Source organism: Micromonospora olivasterospora, from assembly GCF_007830265.1.
Taxonomy (GTDB): Bacteria; Actinomycetota; Actinomycetes; order Mycobacteriales; family Micromonosporaceae; genus Micromonospora; species Micromonospora olivasterospora.
The window spans coordinates 4,266,421-4,279,785 of sequence record NZ_VLKE01000001.1 but is presented as its reverse complement, the minus strand read 5'-3'; the positions used below and the strand labels follow the sequence as shown (position 1 = coordinate 4,279,785).

Sequence of the window (13,365 nt, the reverse complement as noted above, 5' to 3'; positions counted from 1 at the left end):
GCTTGTACGCCATGCACTCGGGGATGTACGGCGCGACGATCTCCTGGAACCTTTCGGAAGCCGGTGTGGTGAATTGCAGGACGCTAATCCCACGCTGCCCCCGGCTCGTGAGCTTCACGTCGAGGCGCCAGCCGTCGCGCAGATACTCGACGAGCCGCTGCCGGCTACCCTCGCTCATCGCCTCAACGCAGATCTCGATGCGACCGCTACCACCCTCGGTCCGCATCTGCAGCCCCTTCGATCGCAGCGTGAAACAGCCGTCGTCCATGTACCAGACGGCAAGGGCCAGCGGGGTCAACTCCTTGAGGTAGTCCCAGCTCAGGTGCTTCTTGCCGTCGCCTAGGTAGACCGCCTGTCGCAGCTCACCGAGCTCGGCGAGCGGCGTGAAGTCGGCGAAGACCGCTCCCTTGTCGTTCGACGTGCGGCTGTGACGGATGTTGCCGAGCAGAGCCACCTTCCAGTCGAGATATGCCGCCTGCTTCACGCCGTGTCCCATCCGGAACCGACCGCTCTCTCCGTCGCGGCGGACAGGAGCAGAAAGATTGCCGTCGCCCATCAACGAACCGAGCACGACCTGCCACTGCTGCGGGCTCAACACATGCGGTTGAGCAAGCATCACGCGATCGCCGGGAAGCAACTCGCCAGCCTCGCGCCAGCCTCCAGGGGTCATGATCAGATGATTACGCGTCATCGACATGACCGCTTGACCATGGCCGGCGCCACCCCCGGCACGTTCGACTTTGAAGCGCAGAAACTCCTCAGTCCTGCCGTTGTTGAACCAGTTCACCACTCGGCGTGGCGCGAGGCAGCCCAAATCCCCGTCGTACGAAAGCACCTCGACATCCATCTTCTCAGCAACAATCTTGCCGAGAAGCTCCTGGGACCCGTCCGCAAGGGTGACCTTGGTGTCCCAAGATCCACATCCGAACATGACCCCGATCTTCTCGCGGAGCTGGTTGATGAAGATCGCCGTGGTGCCGGTGTTGTTGAGCACACCGGTGATCTTCCGCAGCGCCTGGCTCATCAGCCGGGCCTGGAGGCCGACGTGGCTGTCGCCCATCTCGCCCTCGATCTCGGCGCGCGGCACCAGGGCGGCCACCGAGTCGATCACGATGATGTCGAGCGCGCCGGAGCGGACCAGCATGTCCGCGATCTCCAGCGCCTGCTCGCCCGTGTCGGGCTGGGAGACCAGCAGGGCGTCGGTGTCGACGCCGAGGGCCTTCGCGTACTCCGGGTCGAGCGCGTGCTCGGCGTCGATGAACGCGGCGATGCCGCCGGCCCGCTGGGCGTTGGCCACCGCGTGCAGGGCGACCGTCGTCTTACCGCTGGACTCCGGGCCGTAGATCTCGATGACCCGGCCGCGGGGCAGGCCGCCCACGCCGAGCGCGACGTCGAGCGCGATGGAGCTGGTCGGGATCACGGCGGTCTGCACGACCGGCCGCTCCCCCAGCCGCATCACCGAACCCTTGCCGAACTGCTTGTCGATCTGAGCGAGAGCAAGGTCGAGCGCCTTCTCCCGGTCAGGCCCTGCCGCCATCGTCGCCACCCCTGCCTTCGCCGGCGTCTTTCCTGAGCTTCGCGTCACGCGGACACGCTAGGCGCTGGGTCCGACAGAAAACCAGCCGACGGGCCGCGAGCTGTGGACGAGCACCCCGCTGTGGACAATAGCCGAACAGGTGTACGACCCGGCAAGCGACACGCGGAAGGGTCGAGAAGGCTGCTCAGCGTAGCCGCGCGGGCACCCGGTCGGGATACGCGGCGACCACGGCCCGCCACACGACGTGGGTCTCCTCACCCGCCGCGAGCGCCTCGGCGATCGTCCGCCCGCCGAGCTGGGGCAGCACCTGGTCCGAGGCGATGCTGGCCGCGTACCCCGGCCCGAACGCCTCCTCCAGCCGGGCCCAGAAGTCGGTCAGCCGCACGTGATCAGTCCTCCTCGTCCGGCGCCCGCCCGGGCGCCGGACGCAACGCTAGCGCCAGCAGGGGCACCGTCGCGATCGCCGCCAGCAGGGTGAGTGCCGGATAGCCGGCCACCTGCATGACAAACCCGCTGAGCGCGCCGGCTCCGGCCCCGGCCAGCCCCATGGTGAGGTCGGAGAGCCCCTGCACGCCGGGCCGCACGTCGGCGGGCACCGACTCGGACAGCAGGGTGGACCCGGCCACCATCGTGCCGGACCAGCCCAGCCCGAGCAGGACCAGGCCGACCGTCAGCCCGGGCGTGTGGTGCCCGGCGCTGCCGGCGACCGCGCACGCGGCGAGCAACAGCGCGAGGCCGCCGAGGATCACCGGGCGCCGGCCGACCCGGTCGGTGAGCCAGCCCACCACCGGGGAGAGCGCGTACATGCCGGCGATGTGCAGGCTGAGCACGATCCCCACCACGCGCAGCACGGCGGTGTCGTCGTGGTACTCGCCGAGGCGTACCGGGGTCATCGACATCACCGCGATCATCACCAGGTGGCCGACCGCGACGGCCGCGATGCCCAGCCGGGCGGCCGGGCGCTCGCGGACCACCCGCCAGGCGGCCCGCAGGCCGGCGCCGCGCCGGCCGGTCGCGGCCGACCCGCCGCCGGGCGTCGGGGCCTCTGCCGCCGCCAGCCGGCGCGCGGTGAGCAGCGGGTCGGGCCGCAGGGCCACCAGCAGTACGCCGGCGGCGAGCGCGAACGCCGCGGCGCTGAACGCGAACGGGCCGGCCAGCGGCGGCAACCCCCAGCCGGAGGTGGTCCGGTCGGCGAGCGCGGCGAAGTTCGGGGCGGCCACCGCCCCGATCGTGGTGGCCCAGACGACCAGCGAGAGCTGCCGGCCCCGGCGGCCCGGCTCGGCGAGGTCGACGGCGGTGTAGCGGGCCTGGAGGTTGGCCGCCGATCCGCCGCCGAAGAGGAGGATGCCGAGGAAGAGCAGCGGCACCCGGCCGGTGACGGCGGCGAGCACCACCAGGACGCCGCCGACCGCCCCGACCAGGTACGCCATGACCAGCCCCGGCCGGCGGCCGTGCCCGCTCATGATCCGGGTGATCGGTACGGCGAGCAGCCCCGCGCCCACCACGCCGGCGCTCTGGGCCAGGCCGGCCACGGCGGTGCCGGCCATCCGGGCGGCGAACAGGGGGCCCACCGCGAAGCCGATGGTGACGCCGATCCCGCCGATGATCTGGGTGGCGACGAGCAGCCGCACGGTCCGGCGCTGGATCCGGGCGACGTCGGGCCGGCTCGGGGCCGGCAGGGTCAGGTCGGTGGCCAATCGGGGGCTCCTCGGGGGGGCGACGGCGGCTCGGTAAGGGGCGCCGAGCCGTCCCATCGTTGCGCAGCCGCGCGCGATGGTGACCTCGGTGTCCAGCTCGGCCAGCAGGAACCGGTTGTGCTGGAAGGTGCCGATCGGCCGGCCGAACGCCTCCCGGGTGCGGGCGTGGTCGAGGGTCAGGGCGAGCAGCCGCTCGGCGGCGGCGACCGCGGAGACCGCGATGCTCAGCCGCTCCCGGGGCAGGTTGGCCATCAGGTGGTAGAAGCCGTGGTTCTCGGTGCCGATCAGGTTCTCCGCCGGCACCCGGCAGTCGTCGAAGAACAGCTCGGCGGTGTCGTTGGCCTTCAGGCCCACCTTCTCCAGCCGGCGGCCCCGGCTGAGCCCGGGGGTGCCGGTCTCCACCGCGACCAGGCTCACGCCGTGCGCGCCCCGCTCCGGGTCGGTGCGGACCACCACGATCACCAGGTCGGCCAGCTCGCCGTTGGTGATGAACGTCTTCTGCCCGTCGAGCACCCAGTGGTCGCCGTCGCGTACGGCGCCGGTGCGGACCCCGGCCAGGTCGGAGCCGGCGCCGGGCTCACTCATCGCGATCGCCGTGACCAGGTCGCCGGAGCAGAATCGGGGCAGCCACCGCTTGCGCTGGTCGTCGGTGGTCAGCTCCGTCAGGTACGGCGCCACCACGTCGTTGTGCAGGCTGAAGCCGAGCCCGGGGCAGCCGGCCCGGACGATCTCCTCGGCCAGCACCGCGTTGAACCGGAAGTCGCGCTGCCCACCGCCGCCGTACTCCGCGTCGACGTCCATACCGAGCAGGCCGGCCGCCCCGGCAGAGCGCCAGACCTCCCGGTCGACGAGGCCGGCGGCCTCCCACCGGGCGTGGTGCGGGACGGCCTCCCGGGCCAGGAACTGTCGGCACAGGTCCCGGAACTCTTCGTGGACGGGCTCGTAGAGATGCTGCTCCATGCCCCAGGAGTGTGGCACCGCTCACCCGCTGCGCCCAGGGGCGAACCTGTTGCGGAATCTTGGACAGTTCTGGTCACGGCCGAACGACAACTGTCCAAGATTGGCGGCTGTCAGGCGGCCAGGGCGCGGGTGGCGACGGTGAGGTCGGCGACCAGGCCGGCGTACGCGGTGTCCCGGTCGTCGGCGCGCAGCACGGCCGACGGGTGGATGGTGGCCAGCAGTTGGGCCGCCGGGGCGTCGGCGACCTTCCCGGCCGAGTCCACCGGAACCCGGGCGAAGTCCGCCGGCTGCTGGGCTGACGCCGGCCACGGCATCAGCGTGCCGCGCTGCCGGGTGACCCGGAACGACGGGCCGAGCAGCGCCTTGGCGGCGGTCGCGCCGAGCACCACGACCACCTCGGGGCGCAGCCGGGCGAACTCGGCCACCAGCCAGGGCCGGCAGGCGGTGATGTGCACCCGGTCTGGGGTCTGGTGGATGCGGCGCTTGCCGCGCAACTCGAAGCGGAAGTGCTTGACGGCGTTCGTCAAGTACAGCTCGGTCGGGTTCAGCCCCGCGTCGTCCACGGCCTGGCGCAGCAGCCGGCCGGCGGGGCCGACGAACGGCAGCCCCTTCTGGTCCTCCATGTCGCCGGGCTGCTCGCCGACGAGCACCACCCTTGCGTCCTCGCCGCCGCGGCCGAAGACCGTCTGGGTGGCGTCCCGGTACAGCTCGCAGCCCCGACAGCCGTCCGCGGCGGCCCGCAGGTCGTCGATGGTATCGGCCTGCGGCGGGATGAACTGCTGGGCGCCCGGGGCGGTGTCGATCTCGGCCATGGCGAATGTTCTACCCGTTGCGGCGGGACTCACGCCGCAGGCGGGCCCGGCGCGGCGGCGCACGGCGACGCACGGCGGCACGCGGGACTCACGCCGCAGGCGGACCAGGCGCATCGACGCGCGTCAGCGCCCGACGGCACCGGCCGTCAGGCGGCGAAGCCGGGCGGGCCGTCCGGGCGTACGGCGGCGGCCACCGCGTCCGCGAGGGGTCCGACGTCGGCGTCGTCGAGCGGGCTGACCGTGATCCGCAGGCCGGGCTCGGCGGCGATCCGGTACAGCGCGCCCGGGGCGACCGCCCAGCCGGCGTCGCGCAGGGCGGTGAGCGCGCCGGTCTCGTCCGGCACCGGGAGCCAGATGTTGATGCCGGTGCGACCGTGTGCGGGCAGGCCGCGCGCGGCGAGGGCGGCGAGCAGGGCCCCGCGCCGCCGGTCGTAGCTCTCGGCGGCCCGCCGCACCAGGCCGGCGGTGGCCGGGTCGCGCCAGAGCGCCAGGACGAGGCGTTGCAGCACGGTGGAGACCCAGCCGGCGCCGAGCCGGGCGCGGCCGGCGACCCGGGCGACCGTGGCCTCGTCGCCGGCCAGCACGGCGAGCCGCAGGTCCGGCCCGTACGGCTTGCTGACCGAGCGGACGAAGGCCCACGCCGGGGTCGCCCCGGCCAGCGGGTGCAGCGGTACGCGGGCCAGCTCGGCGACGTGGTCGTCCTCGATCAGCAGCAGGTCGGGCCGGCCGGCGAGGAGCGCGCGCAGCTCGGCGGCACGGTCGGCGGAGACGGCCGCCCCGGTCGGGTTCTGCGCCCGGCTGGTCACCACGAGCGCCCGCGCCCCAGCGGCGAGGGCGGCGGTCACCCCGGCCGGCGCGGGCCCCTCGTCGTCCACGGGCACCCCGATCGGGCGCAGCCCGAGCGCGGCGACCAGGTCGAGCAGGTTGGCCCAGCCCGGGTCCTCCACCGCCACCGCGTCGCCGGGGCGCAGGTGCGCGGCGAGCAGCCGCTCGATGCCGTCCAGCGTGCCTCCGGTCACGGTGATCTCGTCGGCCGGGACCCCGTCGGCGGCGAGCCGCTCCCGGGCGGCGTCGGCCAGCTCGGGCAGGACGCCGACGGAGGCGTACCCGAGGGGGCGCCGGCGTCGGCGGCGAGGGCGGCCAGGTGCGGGCCGAGCGGCGGCAGCAGCCGGGTGTCGGGCCCGCCGAGGGACAGGTCCCGGGCGCCGGGCGCCGGGTCGGCCGCCGGGCGCGGCGGGTGGCCACCGGCGGCCGGGGTCGCACGCGGGTGCCGTGCCGGCCGGCGGTGGCTAGCAGGCCGCGCTGGCGCAGCTCCTGGTATGCGCGGGCGACGGTGGCCGGGCTGACGCCCAGCTCGGCGGCGAGGGCCCGGACCGGCGGCAGGGCCGCGCCGGCCGGGAGCGCCCCGGCCCGGACGCCCGACTCGATGCTTGCCGAAATCGCGGCGGCCGTCGCGCCGGTGAGCTGATAGCGTGCTGACACAAATCAGAGATTGTACTAGCACAAAGGCGGCCTGTCGCATGTACCCACCCACCCCACGGACCACCGCCACCCGCATGCGGGACCGGATGAGCTACGACCGGGCGGCGGCCCACGCGGTGCTCGACGAGGCGTACCACTGCACGCTCGGGTTCATCGTCGACGGCGAGCCGCGCGTGCTGCCCACCCTGCACGTCCGCGTCGGCGACACCCTCTATCTGCACGGCTCCACGGGCGCCCGGCCGCTGCTCGCCGCCCGCGGCGACGGCCTGCCGGTCTGCGTGGCGGTGACCCTGCTCGACGGGCTGGTCTACGCGCGCTCCCAGTTCAACCACAGCGCCAACTACCGGTCGGTGGTGGCCCACGGCACCGCCCACCTGGTCACCGACCCGGCGGAGAAGTCGGCCGCGATGACCGCCCTGGTCGAGAAGGTGGGCGCCGGGCGCGCCGCGGACAGCCGGCCGCCGAGCCGCCGGGAGCTGGCCGAGACCGCCGTGCTGGCGCTGCCGCTGCGCGAGGTGTCGGTGCGCGCCCGCGCCCACGGCGTGGGCGACGACGGGAGCGACCTCGACCTGCCGTACTGGGCCGGGGTGGTGCCGCTGCGGCTGACCGCCGGGCAGCCGGAGCCGGACGCGGGGGTGACCGCGCCGCTGCCGGCGTACCTGCGGCCGGCCCGCTCGCCGTGGCTGGAGCCGGCGACTCTGCGCGGCGAGCACGTCGTCCTCGAACCGCTCGACCTCGCCCACGCCGACGAGCTGCACGCCGCCACCGCCGACCCGGAGGTCTGGCGGCACCTGAGCAGCCCGCTGCCGGGCGGGCCGGCCGAGACGGCGGAGATCGTCCGGACGGCGCTGGCCGCGCATCACCGGGGCGAGCGGGTGCCGTGGGTGCAGCGCTGCGCGGTCACCGGGGCGGTGGTGGGCATGACCTCGTACTACGAGGTGGACCCGGAACGCCGGTCGGTCGCGATCGGGTACACCTGGCTCGGCCTGCCCTGGTGGCGGACGGGAATCAACACGGAGTCCAAGCTGCTGCTGCTCGCCCGCGCGTTCGACGAGCTGGGCGCCGTACGGGTGGTCTGGCACACCGACATCCGCAACGAGCGCTCCCAGCGGGCGATCGAGCGGCTCGGCGCCAGCCGCGAGGGGGTGCTGCGCAAGCACCGGCTGCGGCCCGACGGCTCGTGGCGGAACACGGTCCAGTACGCGATGACGGTCGACGAGTGGCCGAGCGCACGGCTCAGGCTCCGGGACCGGCTTCGCTCCACGACCCCGGCGGAGCGATGATGTCCGGCGTGCTGGGTATCACCGACATCTGGACGTACCTGCTGGGGACCGTGGCCATCGTGCTCCTCCCCGGCCCCAACTCGCTGTTCGTGCTCTCCACCGCGGCCAAGCGCGGGGTACGGGCCGGCTACCGGGCCGCCGGCGGGGTCTTCGTCGGCGACGGGGTGCTGATGTTCCTCTCCGCCGCCGGGGTGGCGTCGCTGCTCAAGGCGTACCCGCCGCTGTTCCTCCTGGTGAAGTACGCCGGCGCGGCGTACCTGGGCTACATCGCGCTGACGATGCTGCGCGGCGCGTGGCGGCGCTGGCGCACCCGCAACGACCCGGCGACGCCGCGTCTGATCGACGCCGCCGAGCCGGCGGAGCTGCGCAGCCCGTTCCGGCGGGCGCTGGTGGTCAGCCTGCTCAACCCGAAGGCGATCCTGTTCTTCATCTCGTTCTTCATCCAGTTCGTCGACCCCGGGTACGCCTGGCCGGCGCTGTCGTTCCTGCTGCTCGGGCTGCTCGCGCAGATCACCAGCGCGCTGTACCTGACCGTGCTGATCTTCGCCGGGACGTTCCTGGCCGCCCAGTTCCGCCGCCGGCACCGGCTCGCGGCCGGCGCGACGACGGGCGTGGCGGCGCTCTTCCTCGGCTTCAGCATCAAGCTCGCCACCGCCTCGGTGTAGACGCGGCCCACCGGCGGCGGCGGTCAGGTGCCGTCGCCGGAGCCGCCGCCGATGCCCGGCCCGCCGGCGGTGCCGCCGAGGCCCTCCCCGGGGTGGACCGGCTCGTCCGGGTGGCGGCTGACGTGCGCGGACTCGGTGATCCGGGCCGACCACTGTGCGTCCGAGGCCAGGTCGGCGTGCCGGTTGATTGTCTGCCGCAGCCAGCCGTCCACCACGGCGACCCAGTCGGCCTGGTCCGCGCCGGTGTGCCAGACCCGGAACCGGCTGATGCTCTGGTGGGTGACCCCGGCCAGGGCGAGTCGCCGGTCGGCCCAGAGGATCACCTCCAGGCCGGCCGCGTTCGCCACGAAGATCACTTCCAGCTCGGTGATCGGCCCGGCGTACAGCGGCCCGACCCACCAGCCGAGCCGCTGGTGCAGCGGCAGGGTCTGCTCCACCCCGGGCAGCCGCCCCTGGACCAGGCCGGCCTGGCGCATGGTGAAGCCGAGCGTGTCCAGCGCGGCCAGCACGTGCCGCTGGGTCGGCAGCGGGTGAACGAAGACCGGCACCATGGGCCCCTGCGCCAGGTCCACGTCGATCGCCACCTCGGTCCGTAGCCCCATCCGCAGGCTCATCAGCGGCATTCCGCCGAAGATCGTCACCGGGGTCTCCCAGGGCAGCGGCAACGCGAAGTCCACCGCCCGCCGCCGGTTGGCCGGCACCACGAACGCCCCGGCGATCGCCACCTGGTGGAACTGGACGAGCTTGCGGGGCGCCGCCGGGTCGTCGGGCTCGACCTGGCTGACCAGGCCCAGCCGGATGTGCCGGACCGGCACGTCGTCCGGGCCGGCGGTGAGCGTCACGCGCCCGGGCAGCCGCAGGCCGGGGCAGGTGCTTGGGCTGGGCAGCGTGGTGCGCACCGACAGCCCGGTCCAGCCGGACTCGGGCGAGACCCCCGTCAGCCGCACGCCGCTTCCCTCCCGCCCGCGGGTTCCCCGCGAGGGGCCGGACAGTCCTGACCGGCCGACAACGACGGCCGCCGGCCCGCCGGCGCCCGGGTGGGGCGGCGGCGGACCGGCGGCAACGAACGGGACGGGGTCAGCGCATCCGGCGGCCCCGCGGCACCGGGTCGGTCTCGTCGTCGAACTCGCCGATGACCTCCTCCAGCAGGTCCTCCAGCGCCACGAACCCGATCGGGCGGGTCGGGCCGCCGCCGTTGCGGACCAGGGCGAGCTGGGCCTGCCGGCCGCGCATCGCGGCCACCGCCTCGGTCACCGAGGCGGCCGCCGGCAGCGTGAACGCGGCACTCATCAGCTCGCCCGCGGTGGCGGAACGGCCGGTGGTGGTGGCCCGCACCGCCTCCCGGACGTGCACCAGCCCGCACACCTCGTCACCGTCGTCCAGGACGGCCAGCCGGGACCGGCCGCTGTCCCGGGACACCTGCTCGATCCGCTCCGCCGGGTCGTCCCGGCGGACCGTGACGATTCGGTCGAAGGGCTCCATCACCTGCGCGACCGTGGTGCCCTGCAACTCCAGCATGCTGGTGAGCATCTGGTGCTGCTCCGCGCCGAGCAGCCCGTGCTCGCGCGACTGCTCCAGCAGCATGCGCAGCTCGTCGGGGCCGTGCACCTGGGCGAGCTGGTCCTGCGGGCGTACCCGGACCAGCCGCAGCATCGCGTTGGCCAGCGCGTTGAGCAGCGACAACACCGGCCGGGCCACCCGGGCGAAGGCCCGGAACGGCAGCGCCAGCAGGCTCGCCGAGCGCTCCGCGTCGGTGATGGCCCACGACTTCGGGGCCATCTCGCCGACCACGAGGTGCAGGAAGGTGACCAGGGCCAGGGCGAACACCAGGGCCACGACGTGGCTGGCCGCCTCGGGCAGGCCCACGGCGTGCAGCACCGGGCTGAGCAGGTACTCGATCGCCGGCTCGGCGAGCGCACCCAGACCCAGCGTGCACAGCGTGATGCCGAGCTGCGCGCCGGCCAGCATCAGCGACAGCTCGCGTACGCCGTCCAGCGCCGCACGGGCGCCCCGGCCGCCGCCGCTGGTGACGGCGTGCTCCAGCCGGTACCGCTTGCTGGCCACGAGCGCGAACTCGGCGGCCACGAAGAACCCGTTCAGCGCGAGCAGCACCACGGACACGAACAGCGCCACACCCGGGCTCACGCTGCCCCACCTTCCGTTCGCGACTGCGGGGCTCGCAAAACCGGCTCACTCCTCGCGCTCACGCTGCCCCCTCCACGCGCCGCCCGCCCGCGCCGGTCCCGGTGAGCTGGAGCCGGACCGAGTCGGCCACGTGCCGGTCCACCGCGAGCACCTCGACGAGGGCGCGCGGCTCGGCCTGGGCCTCGCCGTCGACCGGCAGCGCGATCTCCAGCCGGTCGCCGACCTCGGGCACCCGCCCGAGCTCGCGCATCACCAGGCCGGACAGGGTGTCGTACTCGGGCGCCTCGGGCAGGGCGATGCCCGTGCTGTCGGCGACCTCGTCGATCCGCCAGCGCGCGGGGACCACCCAGGATCCGTCGTCCTGCCGGGCGGGGGCCCGCTCCGGCGGGTCGTCCTCGTCGCGGATCGGGCCGACCAGCTCCTCGGCGATGTCCTCCAGCGTGATCACGCCGGCGAAGCCGCCGTACTCGTCGACCACGCAGGCGAGCTGCCGGTGCCCGACCCGGAGCCGGTCCAGCACCGTCGGCAGCGGCAGGGTCTCCGGCACCAGCAACGGGGGTACGGCCACCGCGCTGACCGGGGTGGCCGCGCGCCGCGCCGGCGGCACGGCCAGCACGTCGGCGATGCCGACCACGCCGACGAGGTCGTCGACGCCCTCGGCGCCGCGTACGGGGAAGCGGGAGTGCCCGGTGTCGAGCAGCTCCACCACCCGGCTGAGCGGCTCGTCCGCCCGGACGGTGTGCACGTCGACCCGGGGCACCATGGCCTCCCCGGCGGTCAGCTCCCGGAAGTCGAGCCCACGGTCGAGCAGGGTGGACATCTCCGCGTCGAGGTGCCCCTCGTCGCGGGACTCGGCGATGATCTGCTCCAGGTCCTCCGGGGTGGCGCCGCTGGGCAGTTCCTCGATCGGCTCGATGCCGACCCGGCGCAGCAGGCGTACGGCGGCCTTGTCGAACAGCGTGATCACCGGCCCGGCGATCCGCAGGTAGAGCAGGGTGGACCGGGCCAGCGCCCGGGCCAGCGGCTCGGCGCGGGCGATGGCCAGGTTCTTCGGGGCCAGTTCGCCGAGGACCATCTGCACGACGGTCGCGATGACCAGGGCGAGCGCGACCGACAGCGGCAGGGCCACCGCGGTGGAGACCCCGACCCCGCCGAGCAGGGGGCCAGCCCCGCACCGAGGTACGGCTCGGCGACGTAACCGACCAGCAGCGCGGTCACGGTGATGCCGAGCTGCGCGCCGGAGAGCATGAACGAGAGCCGGCCGGTCACCTCCAGGGCCCGGGCGGCGGCCTGGTCGCCGGCGTCGGCCAGCTGCTTGAGCCGGCCGCGGTCCACGGCGACGTAACCGAACTCCTGGGCCACGAAGTAACCGGTGGCGGCGGTGAGAACGATGATGAGAACGAGTCCGACGACGATCAGCACGGGTCGCTCAGGGCTCCCGGGGTCGTCGGGGCGTGGGGATGCCGGGGCTGACCCGGCTGGCTACTGCTGCCCTCCTGGGCAGAAGAGTCGATCATGCGGCCATTTTATCGGCCCTGGCTGTGCTTTCGCTGAAGGAGCAGGGAAGGTTCAGCGGCCGGCGAGGTCGTCGGCGTCGAGGAGGTCTCGGTTGACCCGCCCCGACCGGTACGCCGCCCGGCCGACCATCTGGGCGGCGACGGGGGCGGTCGCCAGCTGGAACACCGCCACCAGGAGGATCATCCCGAGGTCGGCCGAGGTACGCAGGCGCAACGCCAGCCCCGCGAGCAGCAGCAGCACGCCGAGCACCTGCGGCTTCGTGGCCGCGTGCAGCCGGTCCAGCACGTCCGGGAACCGCAGCACGCCGATCCCGGCGGCGAGGCTGAGCAGTCCCCCGGCGACCAGGCAGGCGCCGCCCAGCCAGTCGGCCGCCGCCGCCCAGGTCACGCCTCCTCCTGCACCGCGAAGCGGACCAGGGCCACCGCGCCGACGAACCCGAGCAGCGACAGGACCACGAGCACGGGCAGGGTGGTGGCGTGCCGGTTGACCGCCGCCTCCGCCCCGACCGCCCCGGCCATGGTGTTCAACAGGACGTCGGCGGCGATCACCCGGTCCAGCAGCGAGGGGCCGCGGTACATCCGGGCCAGCGCGAGCAGCGCGGTGACGGAGAAGAGCACGGTGAGCACGGTGGCGAGGACGGCGGTCACTGGTCGGGCCTCCGGTCGGCGGACGGGACGGGATCGGCGGGGGTGGCGAGGAGTTCCCGCTCGGCGGCGGAGCCGACGGCGCGGACGATCCGGGCCTCGGTGGCGAGGACGCGGTCGCGGCTGTCGGTGAGGTCCCGCGGCCCGCGGACGTCGAGCACGTGCACGTAGAGCAGGCCCCGCTCCCGGTCGACCTCGAGGATGAGGGTGCCGGGGACGAGCGAGACGGCCTCGGCGGTGAGCGCGAGGTTGAGGTCGGTACGCACCCGCAGCGGCACGGCGATGATCGCGCCCCGGGGCCGGTAGCCGGGCCGGACGGCGATCCAGGCCACGTGGACGCTGGCGCCGACCAGCTCGACGACGAACCGGCCCGCCAGCGCGAGCAGCGCCCAGGGGCGGACCCGGCCGCCGAAGGTGACCGGCGGCAGCGGGAAGAACGTCAGCACCGCCGCGGCGACCAGCAGCCCGGCCAGCACGTTGCCCCAGGAGAACCGTCCCCAGAGCAGGTTCCAGATCAGTGCCAGCCAGGCGAGGGCCACCAGTTGGTCGCGCCAGCGCCGGCCGTGGGCGCGTACCCGGCTCCGGCGGCCGGGATCGGCGGCGCCCGCCTCGGGTCCGCCCG

General features: G+C 74.4%; 9 protein-coding genes and 6 pseudogenes. 2 read left to right on the top strand and 13 right to left on the bottom strand.

The features are described from left to right. Positions 1-58: 58 nt before the first annotated feature. From JD77_RS34770 to JD77_RS19720, 7 genes and pseudogenes are all read right to left on the bottom strand, one after another. Positions 59-616, bottom strand: a pseudogene (locus JD77_RS34770) (LAGLIDADG endonuclease); the annotation flags it as partial. 306 nt (positions 617-922) lie between these two features. Then, positions 923-1,537, bottom strand: a pseudogene (gene recA / locus JD77_RS34765) (recombinase RecA); the annotation flags it as partial. 184 nt (positions 1,538-1,721) lie between these two features. Continuing rightward, positions 1,722-1,922 (bottom strand): DUF3046 domain-containing protein, encoded by a 201-nt coding sequence (locus JD77_RS19740; RefSeq protein ID WP_145775652.1) that lies wholly within the window; start codon positions 1,920-1,922, stop codon positions 1,722-1,724. Positions 1,923-1,926: 4 nt separating this feature from the next. Next, positions 1,927-3,234, bottom strand: coding sequence for an MFS transporter (locus JD77_RS19735; protein WP_145777672.1), 1,308 nt, complete (start codon positions 3,232-3,234; stop codon positions 1,927-1,929). A gap of 81 nt (positions 3,235-3,315) precedes the next feature. After that, a pseudogene (locus JD77_RS19730) lies at positions 3,316-4,194 on the bottom strand (acyl-CoA dehydrogenase family protein); the annotation flags it as partial. A gap of 110 nt (positions 4,195-4,304) precedes the next feature. Beyond that, positions 4,305-5,006: a UdgX family uracil-DNA binding protein gene (locus JD77_RS19725; protein ID WP_145775651.1), complete on the bottom strand. Its 702-nt coding sequence runs from the start codon at positions 5,004-5,006 to the stop codon at positions 4,305-4,307. A 146-nt stretch (positions 5,007-5,152) separates the two neighbouring features. Further along, a pseudogene (locus tag JD77_RS19720) lies at positions 5,153-6,488 on the bottom strand (aminotransferase class I/II-fold pyridoxal phosphate-dependent enzyme). Positions 6,489-6,526: 38 nt separating this feature from the next. On the opposite strand from JD77_RS19720, the gene JD77_RS19715 reads away from it, so the two are divergent. Both JD77_RS19715 and leuE read left to right on the top strand, forming a co-directional pair. Next, positions 6,527-7,771, top strand: coding sequence for a bifunctional pyridoxamine 5'-phosphate oxidase family protein/GNAT family N-acetyltransferase (locus JD77_RS19715; protein ID WP_145775650.1), 1,245 nt, complete (start codon positions 6,527-6,529; stop codon positions 7,769-7,771). Beyond that, complete coding sequence (gene leuE / locus JD77_RS19710) at positions 7,768-8,436, top strand: leucine efflux protein LeuE (protein WP_145775649.1); 669 nt, start codon at positions 7,768-7,770, stop codon at positions 8,434-8,436. The genes JD77_RS19715 and leuE overlap by 4 nt, the downstream gene beginning before the upstream one ends. A gap of 23 nt (positions 8,437-8,459) precedes the next feature. Here the strand turns inward: leuE and JD77_RS19705 are convergent, their stop codons facing one another. The 6 genes and pseudogenes from JD77_RS19705 to JD77_RS19680 all read right to left on the bottom strand — a co-directional run. Then, positions 8,460-9,383 carry a sporulation protein gene (locus JD77_RS19705; RefSeq protein WP_145775648.1) on the bottom strand — a complete coding sequence of 308 codons (924 nt, stop codon included), beginning with the start codon at positions 9,381-9,383 and terminating at the stop codon, positions 8,460-8,462. 130 nt (positions 9,384-9,513) lie between these two features. After that, complete coding sequence (locus JD77_RS19700; protein WP_145775647.1) at positions 9,514-10,581, bottom strand: hemolysin family protein; 1,068 nt, start codon at positions 10,579-10,581, stop codon at positions 9,514-9,516. 58 nt (positions 10,582-10,639) lie between these two features. Continuing rightward, positions 10,640-12,003 (bottom strand): annotated as a pseudogene (locus JD77_RS19695) (hemolysin family protein). A gap of 147 nt (positions 12,004-12,150) precedes the next feature. Beyond that, a complete protein-coding gene (gene mnhG, locus JD77_RS19690; RefSeq protein ID WP_145775646.1) occupies positions 12,151-12,486 on the bottom strand; it encodes a monovalent cation/H(+) antiporter subunit G in 336 nt (111 codons plus the stop codon). After that, positions 12,483-12,746 carry an MrpF/PhaF family protein gene (locus JD77_RS19685; protein ID WP_145775645.1) on the bottom strand — a complete coding sequence of 88 codons (264 nt, stop codon included), beginning with the start codon at positions 12,744-12,746 and terminating at the stop codon, positions 12,483-12,485. Before JD77_RS19685 ends, mnhG begins: the two co-directional genes overlap by 4 nt. Next, a pseudogene (locus JD77_RS19680) lies at positions 12,743-13,315 on the bottom strand (Na+/H+ antiporter subunit E); the annotation flags it as partial. The gene JD77_RS19685 and the pseudogene JD77_RS19680, both read right to left, overlap by 4 nt. Positions 13,316-13,365: the final 50 nt, after the last annotated feature.